Origin of the sequence: Pseudomonas sp. B21-040 (assembly GCF_024748695.1) — a bacterium.
Classification (GTDB): domain Bacteria; phylum Pseudomonadota; class Gammaproteobacteria; order Pseudomonadales; family Pseudomonadaceae; genus Aquipseudomonas.
The window spans coordinates 1,333,430-1,355,148 of record NZ_CP087176.1 but is presented as its reverse complement, the minus strand read 5'-3'; the positions used below and the strand labels follow the sequence as shown (position 1 = coordinate 1,355,148).

Here is a 21,719-nt window from a genome sequence, read left to right as displayed (position 1 = left end):
CGATGTGGCCAGTACAGCCACCCAAAAAACCAGGCTAATGTTACGTTCGATAATCGCCCAAAACCCGCTTTCGCCGATTGAACCATTCAGTACATTCACCGCACCATTCGCCCCACAAAACCAATAACAACAGGTTCGATGTCATGCCCCCACGCCCTGCCCTGTCCGGCTGATCTTCAGGTTTCACCCTCATATTTCGATCATTTGTCCGCACCTTCAAAAGTCGCGGCATCGCCCCGTTTCATCCCCAAGAATTAGAGAGACCCGAGCTCATGAAGCCTTCCACCGCGCAGTATTTGTTTCCCGGCCTGATCGCCATCGCCGTGGCCTCAGCGGTCTTGCCCGCCCAGGCCGAGGAATCAGGTTTTGTCGAAGGTGCCAAGGTCAACCTGAACCTGCGCAACTTTTACATCAACCGCAACTTCACCAACCCGACCAAGGCTCAGGGCAAGGCTGAAGAGTGGACACAAAGCTTCATCCTCGACGCCAAGTCCGGTTTCACTCAGGGCACCGTCGGTTTCGGCATGGATGTGCTGGGGCTCTACTCGGTGAAACTCGATGGCGGGAAAGGCACTGGCGGTACGCAGTTGCTGCCGCTGGATCACGACGGACGCCCGGCGGACAATTTCGGGCGCACCAACGTCGCGTTCAAAGCCAAGCTGTCGCAGACCGAAGTGAAGGTTGGCGAATGGATGCCAGTGCTGCCGATCCTGCGTTCGGACGACGGTCGTTCGCTGCCGCAAACCTTCCGTGGCGGGCAGATCACGTCGAAGGAAATCAATGGCCTGACGCTCTACGGCGGCCAGTTCCGCCAGAACAGCCCACGGGACGACAGCAGCATGGACGACATGTCGATGACCGGCAAAGCCGCGTTCACCTCTGACCGGTTCAACTTTCAGGGCGGCGAGTACGTGTTCAACGACAAGCGCACCCAGGTAGGCCTGTGGAATGCCGAACTCAAGGACATTTACAGCCAGCAATTCATCAACCTGACGCACAACCAACCGATTGGCGACTGGACCCTGGGTGCCAACCTTGGTTATTTCTACGGCAAGGATGACGGCAGTGCCCGCGCCGGCGAGCTGGACAACAAAACCATGTACGGTCTGTTCTCGGCCAAATACGGCGGCAACACCTTCTACGTCGGCCTGCAAAAACTCACCGGCGACAACGCCTGGATGCGCGTCAACGGCACCAGCGGCGGGACCCTGGCCAACGACAGCTACAACTCCAGCTACGACAATGCCCAGGAGAAATCCTGGCAAGTACGCCACGACTACAACTTCGTCGCACTCGGCGTACCGGGCCTGACCTTGATGAACCGCTACATCAGCGGCGATAACGTGCACACCGGCACGATCACCGACGGCAAGGAATGGGGGCGCGAATCAGAGCTGAGCTACACCGTACAAAGCGGCGCGCTCAAGGACCTCAACGTCAAATGGCGCAACTCGACCATTCGCCGCGACTTCAGCAACAACGAGTTCGACGAGAACCGCTTAATCGTCAACTACCCGATCAATTTGTTGTAAACCTCAAGTACGCCATCGCGGGCAAGCCCGCTCCCACAGGTTTTGTGTGTGCCCCAAGATTTGGGCATGACATAAAACTTTGTGGGAGCGGGCTTGCCCGCGATGGCGTTAGTTCAATCAACGCAAATCACCGGGATCACTCCCGCGACTCAACTCCCAACTCATCCCAAACCGACTCGGCCAGATGGAACGTCGCATTTGCCGCCGGGATGCCGCAATAGATCGCGCTCTGCATGATCACTTCCTTGATCTCGCCACGGCTCACGCCATTGTTGGCGGCGGCGCGCAGGTGCAGTTTCAGCTCTTCGTTGCGGTTCATGCCGATCAGCATGGAAATGGTGATCAGGCTGCGGGTGTGGCGTGGCAAGCCTGGACGGGTCCAGATGTCACCCCAGGCGTGACGGGTGATCATCTCCTGAAACTCCGAGTTGAACTCGGTCAGGGCATTCAGGCTGCGGTCGACGTGGGCGTCGCCGAGCACCGCGCGACGGACTTTCATGCCTTCGTCGTAACGTTGTTTCTCGTCCACAACAATCCCCTTAATGAGCGTTCAAAAACGCCAAGACGCGCTCGCTGAACGCTGCGCCGGCCTGGACGTTGGACAAGTGCGCAGCGTAGAACTCGGCGTACTCGGCGCCCTGCACATGTTCTTGAATGAAGTGCCCGCCGGACGGCGGTGTCACGGCGTCTTCGGTGCCGGCGATCACCAGCAGCGGCACCTTGATCAAAGGCAACTGATCACGGAAATCGGCATCGCGCACTGCCGCGCAATTGGCCGCGTAACCTTCAGGCGAAGTGGCCGCGAGCATGTCGGTGATCCGCTTGGCCGCGGCCGGGTTGGCCTGCGCGAAGTCCGGGGTAAACCAGCGCGCAATCGAGGCATCGCGCAGGGCAACCATGGCCGCTGGACCGTCGCGCAGCACCGTTTCAATGCGCGGGTTCCAGATCGACGGATCGCCGATTTTCGCGGCGGTATTGCACACCGCCAGCTTATGCAAACGCTGTCCGGCGTTGATCCCCAGCCACTGGCCGATCAAACCGCCCATGGACAAACCACAGAAATGCGCACGCTCGATGTGCAGCGAATCCAGCAGTGCCAAAACGTCTTGGCCCAGTTGCTCGATGCTGTACGGCCCCGGCGTCACCAGCGATTGACCGTGACCACGGGTGTCGAAACGCAGCACGCGAAAATGCTCGCTGAACGCCGCAATCTGCGCATCCCACATATGCAGGTCAGTGCCCAACGAGTTGGACAGCACCAGCACTGGCGCATCTTTCGGGCCATCCAATTGGTAATGCAGTTCGCCCTCGGCGAGTTGTACAAAAGCCACAGCAATCTCCTTCAGGCAGTCAACGCAATATGTTCAGCCACCGCTCGCTCGACCCAGGTACGGGCCTGACCGAGGTAATGGGCGGGGTCCAGCAAATGATCGAGTTCAGCGCCAGAAAGCTCGGCGGTCACTTGCGGCTCGTCACCGAGGACGGCACGCAGATGACGCTGTTCAGCCACCGCACGCTTGCAGCACTGTTCCAGCAGATGATGCGCAGTGTCGCGGCCGACCCGCTGGGCGAGGACAATGCTCACCGCTTCGGCCAGCACCAGGCCCTGGGTCAGATCGAGGTTGCGCGCCATGCGCTGCGCATCCACTTCCAGGCCCTGCGCGACCAGCAGCGCTTGCTTCAGGCTGCCGGACACCAGGCAGCAAATCTCGGGCAGGGTTTCCCATTCGGCATGCCACAAACCGAGGCTGCGCTCGTGTTCCTGCGGCATTGCGCTGAACAGCGTCGAGAGCAAGCCGGGAACCCGAGTCGCCGCGCCGATCAGCACCGCCGCGCCCACCGGGTTGCGCTTGTGCGGCATGGTCGAGGAACCGCCCTTGCCCGGCGCCGACGGCTCGAACACTTCGCCGGCTTCGGTCTGCATCAGCAAGCTGATGTCGCGGCCGAGTTTGCCCAGGCTGCCGGCGATCAATCCCAGCACGGAGCCGAACTCCACCAGACGATCGCGCTGGGTGTGCCAGGGTTGTTCCGGCAAGGTCAGTTGCAACTCGCCGGCCAGCGCTTCGGCAATCGGCATCGCTTGCGCGCCAAGGGCTGCCAGGGTTCCAGAGGCACCGCCGAATTGCAGCACCAGCAGACGTGGCTTGAGCTCTTGCAAGCGCTGACGGCTACGGGTGACCGCGCCCAGCCAACCGGCGATTTTCATGCCGAGGGTGACCGGCGTTGCGTGCTGCAACCAGGTGCGTCCCGCCAGCGGAGTGGCGATATATCGCTTGGCTTGAGTGGCGAGGGTATCGCCCAGTTGCGCGAGATCGCTTTCGATCAATGCCAGTGCCAGACGCAGTTGCAACACCAGGCCGGTGTCCATCACGTCCTGGCTGGTCGCGCCAAAATGCACATAGCGCTCGGCTTGCGCATCACGGGTTGCGATCTGTTTGCCCAATGCCTTGACCAATGGAATGGCGGAATTGCCCGCCGTGGCAATCGCCTCGCCGAGGGCGGCGAAGTCGTAATGCCCGGCCGCACACGCCGCTTCAATCGGGGCGACCGCGGTTTGCGGAATCAGACCGACACGCGCCTCGGCCCGGGCCAGCGCGGCTTCGAAATCGAGCATGGCCTGAACCCGGCCTTGATCGCAAAACACGTCACGCATATCGCGGGCAGTGAAGTAGGCATCGAACAATTGATTGCCCGGTCGCTCGTTCATAAACAGTCCCTGGAGGCGCGGGCCGGTCAGGCCCGCGCGTAAAGATCAAAGGTCGTGGTGCAAATATTTCGCCTGCCGGGGCAGACGCAGACTGAACAGGAACGCCACCGCCATCATCACCGTGACGTACCAGTAAAAGGAGTTTTCCATGCCAACAGCCTTGAGGCTCAGCGCCACGTATTCCGCCGAACCACCGAAGATCGCGTTCGCCACCGCGTACGCCAGGCCGACGCCCAGTGCGCGCACTTCCGGCGGGAACATCTCGGCTTTTACCAGGCCGCTGATCGAGGTGTAGAAACTCACGATCGCCAGCGCCAGGGTAATCAGCCCGAAAGCCATGAACGGACTGCTGACACTTTTCAGGCTCAACAGAATCGGCACGGTGCACAAGGTCCCGAGGGCACCGAACCAGAGCATCGAGTTACGCCGGCCGATCTTGTCGGCGAGCATGCCGAAGAACGGCTGCATGCACATATAGAGGAACAGTGCGCCGGTCATGATGTAACTGGCGGTCTTGGCCGGCATGCCGGCGGTGTTCACCAGGTACTTCTGCATGTAGGTAGTGAACGTGTAGAAAATCAGCGAACCACCGGCGGTGTAACCGAGCACGGTAATGAACGCGGCTTTGTGGTCACGGAACAGCGCGCTGATGCTGCCGGCGTCCTTGTTTTCGCGCATTTCCTTGCTGGAGGTTTCTTTCAGCGAACGACGCAGGTACAGCGAAATCAGCGCCGCGCACGCACCGACCACGAATGGAATCCGCCAGCCGTAGGCACGCAGGTCATCCTCGGTGAGGAACTGTTGCAGGATCACCACCAGCGACACCGCCAGCAACTGCCCACCAATCAGCGTCACGTATTGGAACGAGGCGAAAAACCCGCGCTGGCCCTTGAGGGCGACTTCACTCATGTACGTGGCGGTGGTGCCGTATTCGCCGCCCACCGACAAACCTTGAATCAAACGCGCGAACAGCAGCAGGATCGGGGCCCAGACGCCGATGTCCTTGTAGGTCGGCAGGCAAGCGATGAGCAACGAACCGAAGCACATCATCAGAATCGAAATCATCATCGAGCTCTTGCGCCCGTGCTTGTCCGCCAACCGGCCGAAAACCCAGCCGCCAATGGGGCGCATCAGGAACCCGGCGGCGAATACGCCAGCGGTGTTGACCAACTGCACCGTGGGGTTGTCAGACGGAAAAAAGGCCGGCGCAAAAAAAATCGCGCAAAAAGCATAGACGTAGAAGTCGAACCATTCCACAAGGTTGCCGGACGAGGCACCGACAATGGCAAAGATCCGCTTGCTGCGTTCTTCACCGGTGTAGTGATCTGTAATAGCCGTGGGCGTTGTCATTGTTTTTCACTCAATGGGGACAGTGAGAGTCTAGACACACTTCGCAACAGTCCCGTTCCGCAGATTCAGTCCTCACATCGATCGTTCCCACGCTCTGCGTGGAAATGCATCCCGTGACGCTCCGCGTCACAGTGGACGCGGAGCGTCCCTGGCGGCATTCCCACGCAGAGCGTGGGAACGATCAGCACAGGTTCTGTGGTGTTCGATCAATAATCGAAGAACACCGTCTCGGCATCAGTGCCTTGCAGGATCACATTCCACCGGTAAACACCGGACGCATCCTGCTTCGCCAGCAAGGTACTGCGGCGCTCGGCCGGCACGCACTCCAGCAACGGGTCCGACACGTTCGCCGGCTCGCCATCAAAGTAAATCCGCGTCAGCAAATGCTTCACCAATCCGCGAGCAAACACCAGCACCACCAGGTGCGGTGCCTGGGTCGAGCCTTTCAGGCCTTCAACCGTGCCCGGCTTGATGGTGGTAAAACGAAAGCGCCCTTCTGCATCTACCGGCACCCGGCCTAAGCCTTCAAAGTTCGGGTCCAGCGGCTTGTCCTGATCATCTTCCGGGTGGTCGTACTTGCCCGCCGCGTTGGCCTGCCAGACTTCCAGCATCGCATCATTGACGAAGTCGCCATTGCCATCGACGACTTGCCCGGTGATCGCCACGCGCTCACCCAGGGTTTTTGCGACGGTCAGGTCTTCGCGGTTCAGCCAGGTCAGGCCAATGTGGTAATACGGCCCGACGGTGTGGGACGTGGTCGCGTTCAGCGTCATCTTATTTCTCCATCGGCGTGGCATCGCGGCCGCGCAAGACGATGTCCCAGCGATAACCGAGGGCGTAGGAAGGGACGGTTTTTTCCAGATCGAACGTGGCGATCAAACGCTCCTTGGCGCGGGTGTCGGGCACGCAATTGTAGATCGGGTCATACGCCAACAGCGGGTCGCCGGGGAAATACATTTGCGTCACCAGGCGCGTCAGGATGCTCGGCCCGAACAGCGAGAAATGGATGTGCGCCGGGCGCCACGCGTTGTGGTGGTTACCCCACGGGTAGGCGCCGGGCTTGATGGTCTGGAACTGATACCAGCCATCGGCGTCGGTCACGGTGCGACCGGTGCCAGTGAAGTTCGGGTCCAGCGGCGCGTCGTGCAGGTCGCGAGCATGGTTGTAGCGACCGGCGGCGTTGGCCTGCCAGATTTCCACCAGAATGCCCGGCACCGGCAGACCGTTTTCATCCAGCACGCGGCCGTGAATGATGATGCGCTCACCCAACGGCTCGCCTTTGTGCTGGGCCGTCAGGTCGTTGTCCGTCTCGTTAACGCGTTCAGCGCCAATGGTCGGTCCGGTGATTTCCGACAACGAATGAGGCAAAAACACCAACGGTTTGGACGGTGAGCGCAGGTTGGTGGATTGATACGTCGGGTGCAGGTACTCGGGCTGGGTGCCCTCCTGCGGACGACGGTAACCAGGCTTGTCAGTCATTTCGCTTTCCTCTGTTCTTATTAGTCGACGCAGCGTGTCAGACGCGTTCGATCGCCAGGGCCAGACCCTGACCGACGCCAACACACATGGTCGCCAGACCTTTCTTGCCACCGGTTTTTTCCAGCTGATGCAACGCGGTCAGCACCAGACGCGCACCGCTCATGCCCAGCGGATGGCCGAGCGCAATGGCGCCGCCGTTCGGGTTAACCTGGGCTGCATCGTCGGCAATTCCCAATTCACGCAGCACCGCCAGGCCTTGGCTGGCAAAGGCCTCGTTGAGTTCGATCACGTCGAAATCGCTGACAGCCAGACCGAGGCGCTCGGTCAGTTTGCGCACCGCCGGCACCGGGCCAATACCCATTACCCGAGGGGCAACGCCGGCGCTGGACATGCCCAGCACTTTGGCGCGGGCGGTCAGGCCATGTTTCTTCACCGCCTCACCGGAGGCGAGAATCAACGCCGCCGCGCCGTCATTCACACCGGACGCATTGCCAGCCGTGACGGTTTTGTCAGGGCCGTTGACCGGCTTGAGTTTGGCCAGGGTTTCCAGGGTGGTATCAGCGCGAGGGTGTTCGTCCTGCGTCACCACGGTTTCACCCTTCTTGTGGGCAATGCGCACTTCGACGATTTCTTCGGCGAAAAATCCTGCGGCTTGCGCGGCAGTGGCGCGTTGTTGGCTGCGCAGTGCGAAAGCGTCCTGATCCTCACGGGACACTTCGTAATCGTCCGCCACGTTGTCAGCGGTCTGCGACATCGCATCCACACCGTATTGCGCTTTCATCAACGGGTTGATGAAACGCCAGCCGATGGTGGTGTCTTCCAGCTTCATGTTGCGCGAGAACGCTGCGTCAGCCTTGCCCATTACGAACGGCGCGCGGGACATCGACTCGACACCGCCGGCAATCGCCAGCTCCATTTCGCCACTGGCGATGGCGCGGAACGCGGTGCCGATGGCATCCATGCCCGAGGCGCAGAGGCGATTGAGGGTCACGCCCGGAATGGTTTCCGGCAGGCCCGCCAGCAACAACGCCATGCGTGCGACGTTACGGTTGTCTTCGCCGGCCTGGTTGGCGCAGCCGAGGAACACCTCGTCCACTGCGTTCCAGTCCACCGACGGATTGCGCTCCATCAGGGCCTTGATCGGCACGGCGGCCAGGTCATCGGCACGAACGGTCGACAGCCCGCCGCCAAAACGGCCAATGGGGGTGCGAATGGCGTCGCAGATATAAACGTCACGCATCAGGCTTCTCCGGGGGCTTGGCCGTGGGCGGCAGCGGTACGAGCTTCCAGATCACGCAGCGCGGTCAGCTCGACTTCAGTCGGCTCGGCGGTTTGCTCAACAGTGTCGGCAAAGCGAATCGCCCAACCGGTGGCGGCGACCACTTGCTCGCGGGTCACGCCCGGGTGCAGTGCGGTGACCACGAATTCATGGGTACCGACTTCCGGTTCCATGATGCACAGGTCGGTAATAATGCCGACCGGCCCGGCGCCCGGCAGACCGAGACGTTTGCGCGAATCACCGCCCTCGCCATGGCCGACCGAGGTGATGAAGTCGAGTTTATCGACGAAGGAACGCGCCGACTGCTTGAGGATGATCAGCACGCTCTTGGCCGAGCCGGCAATTTCCGGCGCGCCACCGGCACCCGGCAGACGGACTTTCGGCGAATGGTAATCGCCGACCACGGTGGTGTTGATGTTGCCGAAGCGGTCGACTTGCGCGGCGCCGAGGAAGCCGACGTCGATGCGCCCACCCTGCAGCCAGTAACGGAAAATCTCGCCGGTCGGCACCACGGTGTCGGCGGTTTCGGCCAGTTCGCCGTCACCAATCGACAGCGGCAGTACGCTCGGCTTGGCACCGATCGGGCCCGATTCGTAGATCAGGACAACGTCCGGCGACGAGGTCAGACGTGCCAGGTTGGCTGCTTTCGATGGCAGGCCGATGCCGACGAAGCACACCGAACCGTTCTTCAAACGGCGTGCGGCGGCGACGGTCATCATTTCATTGGTGGTGTAAGTCATTACTTGGCCTCCGAAGCAGCGGCCAGCTTGGCCTGGAACTCGCTGAAGTCAGCGCTACCGTGGATGTATTCGTTGATCCATGCGGTGAAAGTTTCACGGTCGCGGGCAATCGGATCCCAGGCCTGGTAGAAGCGGTTGTCACGCTCGTTGTAACCGTGCGCGTAGGAAGGATGCGCGCCGCCCGGTACGTGGCAGACCGCGCTCAGCGCCCAGGTCGGCAGCACACAGGAGTTCATCGGGGCATTGAGGTCGTCGACAATTTCCTCGACGGTGACGATGCAGCGCTTGGCGGCCAGTGCGGCTTCTTTCTGCACACCGAGAATGCCCCACAGCAGCACGTTGCCTTTACGGTCGGCTTTCTGTGCGTGAATCACGGTGATGTCCGGACGCACCGACGGTACGGCGGCCAGCACTTCACCGGTAAACGGGCAGGTGACGCTCTTGATCAGCGGATTGACCTTCGGCAAGTCGGAACCGGCGTAGGCCCGCAGCACCGCGAACGGTAAGCCAGAGGCGCCAGCGACGTAGGCATTGGCCAGGTCGGCGTGGCTGTGCTCTTCGATCTCCAGTGGATGCGGCCACTGTTTCTCGACAGCGTCGCGCAGACGGTGCAGCGACCCCACGCCCGGGTTGCCACCCCAGGAGAAAATCAACTTGCGAGCACAACCGGCGCCGATCAACTGGTCGTAGATCAGGTCAGGAGTCATGCGCACCAGCGTCAGGTCTTTCTTGCCCTGACGAATGATTTCATGACCCGCCGCCGTAGGAATCAGATGAGTAAAGCCTTCGAGCGCGACCGTATCGCCGTCGTTTACGAATTGCTTCACCGCGTCGTGCAGCGAAAGAATTTCAGCCATGGGGCAGGCTCCCGTTTTGTTATGAACCGACAGTGGAAGAAAAAGGCGCGATGCGCAGCGCCGGAATGCCTGAAGGTTAAGCCTGTGCAAAACGCCAAACAATCCGATAATCGACTGAGTGTTCGTTTATCGAACAGATTGTTGTCTGGCTACCTACCTGCCTGATCGTTCCCACGCTCCGCGTGGGAATGCAGCCCGTGACGCTCCGCGTCACTGGACGCGGAGCGTCCCTTGAGGCGTTCCAACGCGGAGCGTGGGAACGATTATGTGGAGCCTGGTGTCAGGTCGCATCCGCATGACTGACCATGCCTTTGATCACCACAGCCGTGGTCGCCAACGCCGCCGGAATCACCAGCGCGGTCAGCACTTGCTCGAAGTTCCAGCCAAGGCCCAGCAGCGTCGCGCCCATCCATGCGCCGAGAATCGCGCCGAAACGGCCAATCCCCAGCATCCACGAGACGCCGGTCGCCCGCCCTTGCGTCGGATAGAACCGCGCCGCCAGCGACGGCATTGCCGATTGCGCACCGTTGACGCACATACCCGCCACCAGCACCAAGGTCGCCAACAAGGTGATGTTGCCCAGGCTCTGCCCCACTGCGTAGGCAAACACCCCGGCCATCAAGTAGAAAATGCCGATGACCTTGTGCGGATTGAACCGGTCCATCGCCCAGCCCACGCCCACTGCACTCAGCACGCCACCAAACTGGAACAATGCGCCAATGAACGCGGCCTGCTCCATGCTGGCGCCACTGTCGCGCATCAGCGTCGGCAGCCAACTGGTTAGCAGGTACACAATCACCAGCCCCATGAAGTAGGTCAGCCACAGCAATAACGTGCCGGCGCTGTAGGTGCCCGAGAAAATCACCGCCAGCACGTTGCGGGCCTTGACGGTTTTCTGTTCCGGCACGCTGAAGCTCGACGCTTGGGCGACGACGCTCGGGTCGATCGGCGCCAGGGCCTTGCGTACTTTGTCGGTGCCGCGATTGCGCACGACCAGGTAACGCGCCGATTCCGGCAGCCATAACAGCAGAACGACGGCGAGGATCAGCGGCAGAACCCCACCGATCAGCAGCAGGCTGTGCCAGCCGAACGCCGGAATCAGCTTGGCGGAAATAAACCCGCCGCCGGCCATGCCGAGGTTGAAGCCGCAGAACATGCTGGTCACCAGCAAGGACTTTTTGCGCTCCGGGGTGTATTCCGACAGCAATGTCGTGGCGTTGGGCATGCCCGCGCCAAGACCCAGGCCAGTGAGGAAGCGCAACACCAACAATTGATCGACGTTGGTGCTGTAGGCCGACGCCAGACTGAAGGCACCAAACAGAAACACCGCGCCGACCAGTACGACTTTTCGCCCGAAACGGTCAGCCAACGGGCCGGAACCCAATGCGCCGAAGACCATGCCGATCAGCGCCGCACTCATGACCGGGCCGAGACTGGCGCGGTCGATCCCCCAATCCTGCGACAACGCAGGCGCAATAAAGCCCATGGCTGCGGTGTCGAGGCCATCGAGGAAGACAATCAAGAAACACAGGATCACCACTCGCCACTGATAGCGCGAAATGGGTTGAGCATTGATGAAGGACTGCACGTCGAGGCAGTTACCTACAGCAGACTGGGGCTGGTTCATTATTTTTATTCCACGCAAGAACGCAGTCGGACAGGTGCCAGCCAAGGGCTGGCGCTGCCGCGACAGTAATGATCAAGGGGAAAGAGCGTCAATTCGATAAACGCGAGTCTGTGCGTTTATCGAACAGCTTAAACGGACGCTTAAGCGAAAAGCTGTGCGCTGAGGTCGCGGCTGGCGCTGAGCAGCCCTGGCAGAAAGCGTTGTTCCAGCTCATTACGACTGACACGGCCAGCATGGGTGCTGACGTTCAAGGCGGCCACCACCTGGCCGGAGGCGTCATACACCGGTACGGCAATCGAACGCAGGCCCTGCTCCAGTTCCTGATCGACGATGCACCAACCCTGTTGCCGCACTTCTTGCAGGCATTCGAGCAACGCCTCGGGCGTGTGCAAGGTGCGGCTGGTCTTGGCTTGCAGCTCGGCATGATCGAGGTACTCGCGCAGCGAAGTGTCATCCAGTGCGGCGAGCAGAATGCGGCCCATTGACGTGCAATAGGCCGGCAAGCGACCGCCCACTGAAAGGTCGACCGAGATCAGGCGCTGAGTGGTGGCCGAGCGTGCGATATAGAGAATATCGTCACCTTCCAGCGTGGCCATGTTGCACGCCTCATGCAGTTGCTCACTCATGCGGTCCAGATACGGCTGGGCAGAAACCGCCAGCGGCGTCGAAGACAAATAGGCATGGCCCAGCGTCAGCACTTTGGGAAGCAACGAATAGGTGCGACCGTCAGTGGTGGCGTAGCCGAGTTTGATCAACGTATGCAGGCAGCGTCGCACGGCGGCGCGGGGAATTTCGGTACGGTGGCTGATCTGGGCAATCGTCAGGTGTCGCTTGCGCTCTTGAAACGCCTGCACCACCGCCAGCCCACGGGCCAGGGACGTCATGAAATCGGGATCACCGGTCAGGGCCTGGATTCGCTTGGCGGGTGAGGCGACGATGGGTGGCGCCACTGAAGCGAAGGAGTTGCGCATTTGATCGTTCATATCAGGTCCTTTCCTACACGGATCAGCGACTATTACAGGCGGTTCCAGGCCTGACACACAAGACAGGCAACACCAAGATTGGGCGATTATCGAACCATCGACCGGTAATCGCAATCCATGCTACGCCGGGCTTGCCGCCACTCACACCATCCAGTGCCTGCTTTTGTTCTTGACTGCACGCCCTCTAAAAGGTCGAAGTAACAATTAAACTTATTCACTTTAGTGACGTCAGAATGACAACGTCGCACAGTCAGCTGCATCGACGTTATAGTTGCCGCCGAAACTTGTGAGTAACAAAACAATCACACATGACGAACTACTTTTAACGCCTCGGAGATAGTGTTCTTCGAATCGACCGCTATAATGCAATTAGTGGCGTAACGGTTTTTTATCCGCCGAGTCCGCCACCCGGCAACACGATCTCCCATCGTCGTTGCCCACAGCAAGCGCCTGACGCTCATTTCATATGCACCGCCAATGCGCTTGCTGAAACAGGAACCTGATGCTGCGTCAGCTGTTTTCTCTGGTGTCGTGGCCGCCTGCAACATGGAAGTATTGTTCGCATGCCGTCAAAAAGGTTGCCTTCTTTGGCAATAGCCTTTCTACGAGCGTGGTCAATCGACTCGATGCAGCGCGATTCACCGGAATTTATCTCAACTCAAACAGGTAGCACTGTGACGAAAGACGAACTGCGCGCGGAACTTGAGCGCCAGGAACAACGTTACAAGGAAGTTTACGGCGGAGAAGTCACCACCTACGCCGCCCAGCCCGAGCCGGAACGTAAACCCTGGCGTAAACGCGCCACCGTTCAGGATCAGGCGTTTACTCAGGAATTGCAGAAGATGGAAAAGGAACTCAAAGCCGAAGAGCCCTGACTGCCTCGGCCCGAATCCCTTCAAGGGTCTGCGTCTGCTCCCGTTAAAAGCGGGTTGCATCAATGAAGCCTTTCGCGCCTGCTACAAGCGGGCAGCGGCTCCCTCACCCATCGGATGAGGCAAAAGGCTCATTTCTGACCCTCTTCTCAGATATTTCACACAAGCGTTCAAGCCTCTCGACTTCACGGGAGAAACCCTTGTGGCTGCTGCATTCCCCAATGAATTCAATGGTTTGAAAAACCCGGTAAAACGCTGGGAGATAGGCGTTCGTCACAAACTATTTCGTTGAAGAATGTTACCGATGAGCACCTAGTGCATTGATTAGCAGTCTTTTCTGGCATAATCGCGCCCCCTTATGACCGGGTCAGAAAACCTTCATGATCGATTTATTCAGCGGACTGGATGCTTGGGTGCTTGTGAGCCTCTTGCTCGCCCTGGCCTTTGTCCTCGCCTTCGAGTTCATCAACGGCTTTCATGACACCGCAAACGCGGTGGCCACCGTTATCTACACCAAAGCCATGCCGCCTCACCTGGCGGTGTTCTTTTCCGGTGTGTTCAACTTCCTCGGCGTGCTGCTGGGCGGTGTTGGCGTGGCGTATGCCATCGTCCACCTGCTGCCGGTAGAACTGCTGATCAATGTAAACACCGGTCACGGACTGGCGATGGTGTTCTCGTTGCTCGCCGCCGCCATCACCTGGAACCTGGGCACCTGGTACTTCGGTATCCCCGCCTCCAGCTCCCACACCCTGATCGGTTCGATCCTCGGTGTCGGACTGGCCAACGCATTGATCAACGACATTCCGTTGGCCGATGGCGTGAACTGGCAGAAGGCGATCGATATCGGTGCTTCCCTGGTGTTCTCACCAATGGCTGGCTTCCTTGTCGCGGCCTTGGTGTTGATCGGCCTTAAATGGTGGCGTCCCCTGTCCAAGATGCACAAGACACCGGACCAGCGCCGCAAGCTCGATGACAAGAAGCACCCACCGTTCTGGAACCGCCTGGTATTGGTGATCTCGGCCATGGCCGTGAGCTTTGTGCACGGCTCGAACGACGGCCAGAAAGGTATCGGCCTGATCATGCTGGTGCTGATCGGTATCGTGCCGGCTCAATTCGTACTCGACCTGAGCAGCACGACTTACCAGATCGAACGGACTCGCGATGCGACCCTGCACCTGAGCCAGTTCTACAAGCGCAATGCCGACACCCTGGGTGAATACCTGGCGCTGGGCAAAAGCATAGAAGGTGATCTGCCGGAGAAATTCCGTTGCAACCCGCAACAGACCGAACCGACCATCACCGCCCTGCTCGGCACCCTGAATGGTGTATCGGACTACCACTCGTTGACGTCGGAAAGCCGCATCGAAGTACGTCGCTACCTGCTCTGCCTGGATGACACCGCAAGGAAAGTCGGCAAGCTGCCTAATCTCAATGCCCGCGAAAAGGCTGACCTGGACAAACTGCGCAAAGACCTGACCACGACCACCGAATACGCGCCATTCTGGGTGATTCTGGCGGTAGCACTGGCGTTGGGCCTGGGCACCATGGTTGGCTGGAAACGCGTAGTACTGACCATCGGCGAGAAAATCGGCAAGCAAGGCATGACTTACGCGCAAGGCATGTCGGCGCAGATCACCACCGCGTGCATGATCGGCCTGGCCAACATCTTCAGCCTGCCGGTCTCCACCACCCATGTGCTGTCCTCGGGCGTGGCCGGTACCATGGTCGCGAACAAAAGCGGCCTGCAAGGCGGCACGGTAAAAACCATCCTGTTGGCCTGGGTCCTGACCCTGCCTGCGACCGTGGCCCTGTCGGCCGGCCTGTTCTGGCTGGCGTCGAAGGCACTCGGCAGCTGATACACAGCCGCACAAAAAAAGGCGCGTTCCGTGAGGTTCGCGCCTTTTTATTGCCTCCGGAACCCCCAAAAAACCCCATAACCTGTAGGAGCCGAGCTTGCTCCGGGCGGCGTTCCGACGATCGCGGCCTTACAGGCAACATGAATGTTGAATGGTATGGCCCCATCGCGAGCAAGCTCGGCTCCTACAATAGGTCGGCTTATTCCGATAGATTTGCAGGCAAAAAAAAAGGGCAACCGAAGTTGCCCAAAATGCCTTGCGTGCTCATTACATCCAGAAGGAACTACGGTTTGCGCTTATGCGAATCCTTCCAGATAAAAAATCCAAAACCTGCGAAAAACACAACCATGAGGCTGACAGTCAGCACCCCGGCGATCACCACGTTGTCGAAAAACATGACTGGCCTCTTGGACTTGCCCTGTTGCGATAGGGCTAAGTTAACCAAACAGGCGGAAGAAGAAATTGACTTGGATCAAGATCGCCCGAGACCGGACTTAAAGGAGGGGTAACAGCTGACCTGCATCAATAAGTGCAGGGTACTTCAACGCTTTTTCGGCTTGTTCTTCGGTTTCTTCTTGGCTTTACCCAATGGCATCGCCTGCTCAAACGCCTGACGAACTTCGTTCAGACGTTTTTCATTAAGGTCGTGAACCCGTTTTGCGCGTTCAGCGTTGAGATCAATCAGTTTGTCGTCTTGGCTCATGGTGCTCAGTGCATCGTTTGGCAGGTGTGTCGCAATAATGCGGTCTGGCGGTCGCGCTGACCAGCCACAACCTCAAATCTGGATATCGACCCACAAGCCCTGGCGCGGTTGATCTTCCATCAATGGCGCCACCGGTACCGTGTTGTCGGCATTCAACTCATCACCGGGTATCGCCAGGTGTTCTTCAGGGTCTTCATCGGCTTCGCGACGACGGCGCTCGCGCTCCAGCTGGCGGCGCTGCTCCTCTCGCAGCTGAAACGCCGCTTCTTCAGGGTCGCGCTGCTGCAGGTCGATCGTGCTCTCGTTCGAGCTCTCCTGCACCGCCACCACCGGCGGAATATCCGGGCGCTGGCGAATCGGGTCCTGCTGTGAGGTGATCGGCACGGCACTCAAGGGGAGCATCGGTAGCAGCATGATTATTGGTCTCCTGTCAGCAAGCTGTCGGCTGCGGCGATGGCGACTTGAGCCATCGGTCGCAAACTGTGACCCGTTTGGCACGATTTGGTGCCCCGACCTGCGGGCGCGGCATCGTTGGGCTAACGTAAGACTGCGAGTTTTTATGAGAGTCCTTTGGCCCTGAAGGTCTCATTCCGTTAAGATAGCCCGCTTTTTCAAGGTGGGAGTCAGGCAGCATGGCGCAGCAGTATCAACCGGGGCAACGCTGGATCAGTGACAGCGAAGCCGAGCTGGGTTTAGGCACCGTTCTGGCACAGGACGGCCGCTTGTTGACCGTGCTCTATCCGGCCACTGGCGACACTCGCCAATACGCGCTAAGGAATGCGCCTCTCACCCGTGTGCGGTTTTCGCCCGGTGATTCCATCACTCACTTCGAAGGCTGGAAACTGACCGTCCAGGAAGTCGACGATGTCGACGGCCTGCTGGTCTACCACGGCCTCAACGCGCAGAACGAAGTGGTGACCCTGCCGGAAACCCAACTGTCGAACTTCATTCAGTTCCGCCTGGCCAGCGACCGCCTGTTCGCCGGGCAGATCGACCCGCTCGCCTGGTTCTCCCTGCGCTACCACACGCTGGAACACACCAGCCGCCAGTTGCAGTCCTCGCTTTGGGGTCTGGGTGGCGTGCGTGCGCAACCTATTGCACACCAATTGCACATCGCACGCGAAGTTGCCGACCGCATTGCGCCGCGGGTTCTGCTGGCGGACGAAGTAGGCCTGGGTAAAACCATTGAAGCCGGTCTGGTGATCCATCGCCAACTGCTCTCGGGTCGCGCCAACCGCGTGCTGATTCTGGTTCCCGAGAACCTGCAGCACCAGTGGCTGGTCGAGATGCGCCGCCGCTTCAACCTGCAAGTCGCGCTGTTCGACGAAGAACGCTTCATCGAAAGCGATGCCACCAACCCGTTCGAAGACACTCAGCTCGCACTGGTTGCGCTTGAGTGGCTGGTGGAAGACGAGAAGGCCCAGGACGCGCTGTTTGCCGCCGGCTGGGACCTGATGGTCGTCGACGAAGCCCACCACTTGGTATGGCACGAAGACAAGGCCAGCCCGGAATATACCCTTGTCGAGCAACTCGCCGAGACCATTCCCGGCGTCCTGCTGCTGACCGCGACCCCGGAACAACTGGGCCAGGACAGCCACTTTGCCCGTCTGCGCCTGCTCGACCCGAACCGCTTCCATGACCTGGCCGCCTTCCGCGCCGAGAGCGAAAATTATCGCCCGGTGGCCGAAGCCGTTCAGGAACTGCTGGACAAGGGGCGCCTGTCGCCTGAAGCACACAAAACCATTCACGGTTTTCTTGGCAACGAAGGCGAAGCCCTGTTGACGGCCGTGAATGACGGCGACACCGAAGCCAGCGCCCGCCTCGTGCGCGAACTGCTGGACCGCCACGGCACCGGCCGCGTGCTGTTCCGTAACACCCGCGCCGCCGTGCAGGGTTTCCCGGAGCGCAAACTGCACCCGTACCCGCTGCCATGCCCTGACGAATACCTCGAATTGCCATTGGGTGATCACGCCGAGCTGTACCCGGAAGTCAGCTTCCAGGCCCAGCCGGACGCCAGCGAAGAAGAGCGCTGGTGGAAATTCGACCCGCGCGTCGAGTGGCTGATCGACCAGCTGAAAATGCTCAAGCGCACCAAAGTGCTGGTGATTTGCGCCCACGCCGAAACCGCCATGGACCTGGAAGACGCCCTGCGCGTGCGCTCCGGCATTCCGGCCACGGTGTTCCACGAAGGCATGAACATCCTCGAACGTGACCGCGCCGCCGCTTACTTCGCCGACGAAGAATTCGGTGCACAGGTGCTGATCTGCTCGGAAATCGGCAGTGAAGGTCGCAACTTCCAGTTCTCGCACCACTTGGTGCTGTTCGATCTGCCATCGCACCCGGACCTGCTGGAGCAGCGTATCGGTCGTCTGGACCGGATCGGTCAGAAACACGTGATCGAATTGCACGTGCCGTATCTGGAAACCAGTCCGCAAGAGCGCCTGTTCCAGTGGTACCACGAAGCGCTGAACGCGTTCCTCAACACCTGCCCGACCGGTAACGCCTTGCAGCATCAGTTCGGTCCACGCCTGCTGCCGTTGCTGGAAGAGGCCGACGACGGTGAGTGGCAAGCGCTGATCGACGAGGCCCGCACCGAGCGTGAGCGTCTGGAAGCCGATTTGCACACGGGTCGCGATCGCCTGCTGGAACTCAACTCTGGCGGTGCCGGCGAAGGCGACGCGCTGGTTGAAGACATTCTTGAGCAAGACGATCAGTTCGCCCTGCCGATCTACATGGAAACCCTGTTCGACGCGTTTGGCATCGACAGCGAAGACCATTCGGAAAACGCACTGATCCTCAAGCCGAGCGAAAAAATGCTCGACGCCAGCTTCCCGCTGGGCGACGACGAAGGCGTGACCATCACCTACGACCGCAACCAGGCACTGTCTCGCGAAGACATGCAGTTCATCACCTGGGAACACCCGATGGTTCAGGGCGGCATGGACCTGGTCCTGTCCGGCTCGATGGGCAACACCGCCGTGGCGCTGATCAAGAACAAGGCACTGAAACCTGGCACCGTATTGCTGGAACTGCTCTACGTCAGCGAAGTGGTTGCACCGCGTTCGCTGCAACTGGGCCGTTACCTGCCGCCGGCCGCCCTGCGCTGCCTGCTCGATACCAATGGCAATGACCTCTCGGCCCGGGTGTCGTTCGAGACCTTGAACGATCAACTCGAAAGTGTGCCGCGTGCCAGCGCCAACAAGTTCATTCAGGCTCAGCGTGACCAGCTGACGCCACGGATCAACGCGGGCGAAGACAAGATCTTCCCGCGTCATGCCGAGCGTGTTGCCGAGGCGCAGCGTCGCCTGGCCGCCGACACCGACGAAGAACTGGCTCGCCTGACAGCGTTGCAAGCCGTGAACCCGACGGTGCGCGACAGCGAACTGGTTGCCCTGCGCAAGCAACGCGAGCAAGGCTTGGCCATGCTTGAAAAAGCGGCGTTGCGCCTGGAAGCGATTCGGGTGTTGGTGGCGGGTTAAGTCCCCTGCTCTACCCGGCTAAATAAAAAAGGCCCGCAGTGATGCGGGCCTTTTTTTGTCTGCTTGATTGTTAAGTTGTTGCTGATGGCCTCATCGTCGGAACGCCGCCCGGAGCAAGCTCGGCTCCCACAGGAGGTCTGAGTTGCCCACAATTTTGTGGTTCCACTCGATCAGTGTGGGAGCCGAGCTTGCTCGCGATGGCGATTAGGCAGTCGCCACAGAAATACCCGGCTCAACCACCGCCACCAACCCCGCCTTCATCCGCTTGGCATCGCGCACAAAACACCGCGACGCCAGAAACAGAAAGACCATGGTGAAGAACAACGCCACCGGGATCAGGTACATCGCATCGTGCAAGCCGACCGCTTTGAACGCCTCGGTCATCTGTTCGGCTCCCGCCGCCAGCATCGCCGTGTGCGCAAAGTGATCGGACAAACCGCCCACCACCACCGGCCCCAATCCACCGCCCAACAGGTACAGCCCGGCAAAGAACAGCGCCATCGCCGTGGCCCGCAAACGCGGCTCGACCACATCCTGAATCGCGGTGTAGACGCAGGTATAGAAGTTATAGGCAAACAACCAGCCCACGCTGAAGACCGCCACAAACACGCCGATCTCGATGCGCCCGGAGTGCAGCGCCCAAGCCGTGCACACGGTGGAGATAATCAAGCTGAACGCTGCAAACAACAGCCGCCCGCTGGCTACCCGCTGGTGAATCTTGTCAGCCACCCAACCGCCAATCGTCAGGCCGAACAAACCGGTCACACCGACGATCACTCCCGTCGCCACCGCCGCTTCCTGCAATGGCATCAGGAAGTAGCGTTGCAACATCGGCACCAGGAATGAGTTGCAGGCGTAAGTCGCGAAGTTGAAGCACAACCCCGCCATCACCAGCCACAGGAACGTCGGCACCGCCAGTACCCGGCGGATCGGCCGCTCTACGCGCTCCTGCGAAACCTGTACGGTTTCTGCTGCACCGCGTTTCGGCTCTTTAATGAAGAACATGAAAATCGCCAGGATCAGCCCCGGCACTGCCGCGATAAAGAACGGCGCGCGCCAGCTGTCGAACGCCTTGACCATGGCGCCAATGGTGAAGAATGCCAGCAGCAGCCCCAACGGCAGACCCAGCATGAAAATGCCCATCGCCCGCGCCCGGCGGTGGGCCGGAAACAGGTCGCCGATCAGCGAATTGGCGGCCGGTGCATAACTGGCCTCACCGATGCCGACGCCCATGCGCACAATCAGGAAACTCCAGAAGCTGCCCACCAACCCATTGACCGCCGTCAACCCGCTCCACACCGCCAGCCCCCACCCCATCAATTTTCTGCGCGAACCGGTATCGGCCATCCGCCCCAGCGGCAGACCGGCAATCGCATAGACCAGGGTGAACGCGGTACCGACGATCCCCAACTGAAAGTCGCTGAGGTGCCATTCCATGCGGATCGGCTCGATGATGATCGCGGGAATGGTGCGGTCGAAGAAGTTGAACAGGTTTGCCAGAAACAACAGGAACAGAATGCGCCAGGCATTCGCCGCTTGGGTCGAGTTCTGCATGGGTCCGTCTCTTTTATTGTTATTGGGGCCTCACTGCCCCCGGAATCTTCAATCTAGAGAGGCCCGGCAAAGCTGTCTGTCATTATTTGTAAGGCTGATATCAGCCCATGGCATTCACGCAACTCATGCCGACCGCCAGGCCCGGAACTCACGGGCATCCAACGGCACTTTCACGGTACCGACAGCCGGTAAAAAATACCTTTCGCCCCCCCTTCCAAAGCCCGTTGCGAAGCCTAGAATAGCGACCTTCGCCGCCCCCCTGCGTGCCCACTCCTCTTAGATAATCGCCCATGTCCGAAGTCAGTCCGTGTCTGAATTGCGGTGCCTGCTGTTCCCATTTCCGTGTGTCTTTCTTCTGGGGTGAATGCACCTCGGCCGGGGGAACGGTGCCTGACGATCTGGTCGCTTCAATCAGCCCCAGCCGGGTAGCGATGCTCGGAACAGACTGCAAACCCACCCGCTGCGTCAGCCTGGTGGGCAACGTCGGCAGCGAAACGAAATGCTCGATTTATGATCAACGCTCCAGCACCTGTCGGGAGTTCGAGGCATCGTGGGTCAACGGTGAAGCCAATGTCGATTGCGACGCCGCCCGGGCTGCATTTGGCCTGCCGGCCCTGCAACCCGAGTTCGAAATCCCCTACGAACAAAGTGCCTGAGACTTAGTACACAACGCGATTAGCGCCGCGGGGTGATTTGCGTCC

General features: G+C 60.0%; 20 protein-coding genes. 5 read left to right on the top strand and 15 right to left on the bottom strand.

The window, feature by feature from the left end; genetic code table 11:
* Positions 1 to 272 precede the first annotated feature (272 nt).
* A complete protein-coding gene (locus LOY55_RS06090) occupies positions 273 to 1,532 on the top strand; it encodes an OprD family porin (protein ID WP_223523941.1) in 1,260 nt (419 codons plus the stop codon).
* Positions 1,533 to 1,668: 136 nt separating this feature from the next.
* Here LOY55_RS06090 and pcaC read toward each other — a convergent pair whose 3' ends face one another.
* The 11 genes from pcaC to pcaR all read right to left on the bottom strand — a co-directional run bounded on the left by pcaC (position 1,669) and on the right by pcaR (position 12,554).
* Complete coding sequence (gene pcaC, locus LOY55_RS06085; protein ID WP_046029390.1) at positions 1,669 to 2,061, bottom strand: 4-carboxymuconolactone decarboxylase; 393 nt, start codon at positions 2,059 to 2,061, stop codon at positions 1,669 to 1,671.
* Positions 2,062 to 2,071: 10 nt separating this feature from the next.
* Positions 2,072 to 2,863 (bottom strand): 3-oxoadipate enol-lactonase, encoded by a 792-nt coding sequence (gene pcaD / locus LOY55_RS06080; RefSeq protein ID WP_223523938.1) that lies wholly within the window; start codon positions 2,861 to 2,863, stop codon positions 2,072 to 2,074.
* Between the two features lie 11 nt (positions 2,864 to 2,874).
* A complete protein-coding gene (locus LOY55_RS06075) occupies positions 2,875 to 4,239 on the bottom strand; it encodes a 3-carboxy-cis,cis-muconate cycloisomerase (RefSeq protein ID WP_223523935.1) in 1,365 nt (454 codons plus the stop codon).
* A 45-nt stretch (positions 4,240 to 4,284) separates the two neighbouring features.
* The gene (locus tag LOY55_RS06070; protein WP_046029387.1) at positions 4,285 to 5,589 is read right to left on the bottom strand and encodes an MFS family transporter; all 1,305 of its coding nucleotides are present in this window, start codon (positions 5,587 to 5,589) and stop codon (positions 4,285 to 4,287) included.
* Positions 5,590 to 5,795: 206 nt separating this feature from the next.
* The gene (gene pcaG / locus LOY55_RS06065; RefSeq protein WP_258667797.1) at positions 5,796 to 6,362 is read right to left on the bottom strand and encodes a protocatechuate 3,4-dioxygenase subunit alpha; all 567 of its coding nucleotides are present in this window, start codon (positions 6,360 to 6,362) and stop codon (positions 5,796 to 5,798) included.
* A gap of 1 nt (position 6,363) precedes the next feature.
* Positions 6,364 to 7,068: a protocatechuate 3,4-dioxygenase subunit beta gene (gene pcaH / locus LOY55_RS06060; RefSeq protein WP_046029385.1), complete on the bottom strand. Its 705-nt coding sequence runs from the start codon at positions 7,066 to 7,068 to the stop codon at positions 6,364 to 6,366.
* A gap of 37 nt (positions 7,069 to 7,105) precedes the next feature.
* Positions 7,106 to 8,311: a 3-oxoadipyl-CoA thiolase gene (gene pcaF, locus LOY55_RS06055; RefSeq protein WP_223523995.1), complete on the bottom strand. Its 1,206-nt coding sequence runs from the start codon at positions 8,309 to 8,311 to the stop codon at positions 7,106 to 7,108.
* On the bottom strand, positions 8,308 to 9,087 hold the full coding sequence (locus LOY55_RS06050) for a CoA-transferase subunit beta (RefSeq protein WP_046029383.1): 780 nt from the start codon (positions 9,085 to 9,087) through the stop codon (positions 8,308 to 8,310). The genes pcaF and LOY55_RS06050 overlap by 4 nt, the downstream gene beginning before the upstream one ends.
* The gene (locus LOY55_RS06045) at positions 9,087 to 9,944 is read right to left on the bottom strand and encodes a CoA transferase subunit A (RefSeq protein ID WP_020798340.1); all 858 of its coding nucleotides are present in this window, start codon (positions 9,942 to 9,944) and stop codon (positions 9,087 to 9,089) included. Before LOY55_RS06045 ends, LOY55_RS06050 begins: the two co-directional genes overlap by 1 nt.
* Positions 9,945 to 10,224: 280 nt before the next feature.
* Positions 10,225 to 11,571, bottom strand: coding sequence for an MFS transporter (locus LOY55_RS06040; protein WP_109788041.1), 1,347 nt, complete (start codon positions 11,569 to 11,571; stop codon positions 10,225 to 10,227).
* A gap of 140 nt (positions 11,572 to 11,711) precedes the next feature.
* Complete coding sequence (gene pcaR, locus LOY55_RS06035; RefSeq protein WP_008074568.1) at positions 11,712 to 12,554, bottom strand: pca regulon transcriptional regulator PcaR; 843 nt, start codon at positions 12,552 to 12,554, stop codon at positions 11,712 to 11,714.
* Positions 12,555 to 13,228: 674 nt separating this feature from the next.
* Between pcaR and LOY55_RS06030 the strand changes: the two genes are divergently transcribed.
* Positions 13,229 to 13,429, top strand: coding sequence for a hypothetical protein (locus LOY55_RS06030; RefSeq protein WP_007935837.1), 201 nt, complete (start codon positions 13,229 to 13,231; stop codon positions 13,427 to 13,429).
* A 377-nt stretch (positions 13,430 to 13,806) separates the two neighbouring features.
* A complete protein-coding gene (locus LOY55_RS06025) occupies positions 13,807 to 15,282 on the top strand; it encodes an inorganic phosphate transporter (RefSeq protein WP_046029381.1) in 1,476 nt (491 codons plus the stop codon).
* Positions 15,283 to 15,565: 283 nt separating this feature from the next.
* Here LOY55_RS06025 and ccoM read toward each other — a convergent pair whose 3' ends face one another.
* The 3 genes from ccoM to LOY55_RS06015 form a co-directional block, all read right to left on the bottom strand.
* The gene (gene ccoM, locus LOY55_RS30995; protein ID WP_028622453.1) at positions 15,566 to 15,679 is read right to left on the bottom strand and encodes a cytochrome c oxidase subunit CcoM; all 114 of its coding nucleotides are present in this window, start codon (positions 15,677 to 15,679) and stop codon (positions 15,566 to 15,568) included.
* A 144-nt stretch (positions 15,680 to 15,823) separates the two neighbouring features.
* Positions 15,824 to 15,985: a hypothetical protein gene (locus tag LOY55_RS06020; protein WP_008074569.1), complete on the bottom strand. Its 162-nt coding sequence runs from the start codon at positions 15,983 to 15,985 to the stop codon at positions 15,824 to 15,826.
* A 72-nt stretch (positions 15,986 to 16,057) separates the two neighbouring features.
* The gene (locus LOY55_RS06015; RefSeq protein WP_046029374.1) at positions 16,058 to 16,399 is read right to left on the bottom strand and encodes a hypothetical protein; all 342 of its coding nucleotides are present in this window, start codon (positions 16,397 to 16,399) and stop codon (positions 16,058 to 16,060) included.
* A 218-nt stretch (positions 16,400 to 16,617) separates the two neighbouring features.
* On the opposite strand from LOY55_RS06015, the gene rapA reads away from it, so the two are divergent.
* A complete protein-coding gene (rapA, locus tag LOY55_RS06010) occupies positions 16,618 to 19,464 on the top strand; it encodes an RNA polymerase-associated protein RapA (protein WP_109788040.1) in 2,847 nt (948 codons plus the stop codon).
* Positions 19,465 to 19,668: 204 nt separating this feature from the next.
* On the opposite strand, the gene LOY55_RS06005 is transcribed toward rapA, so the two are convergent.
* The gene (locus LOY55_RS06005) at positions 19,669 to 21,018 is read right to left on the bottom strand and encodes an MFS transporter (RefSeq protein WP_046029371.1); all 1,350 of its coding nucleotides are present in this window, start codon (positions 21,016 to 21,018) and stop codon (positions 19,669 to 19,671) included.
* Between the two features lie 290 nt (positions 21,019 to 21,308).
* On the opposite strand from LOY55_RS06005, the gene LOY55_RS06000 reads away from it, so the two are divergent.
* Positions 21,309 to 21,674: a YkgJ family cysteine cluster protein gene (locus LOY55_RS06000; RefSeq protein WP_046029369.1), complete on the top strand. Its 366-nt coding sequence runs from the start codon at positions 21,309 to 21,311 to the stop codon at positions 21,672 to 21,674.
* Positions 21,675 to 21,719 lie beyond the last annotated feature (45 nt).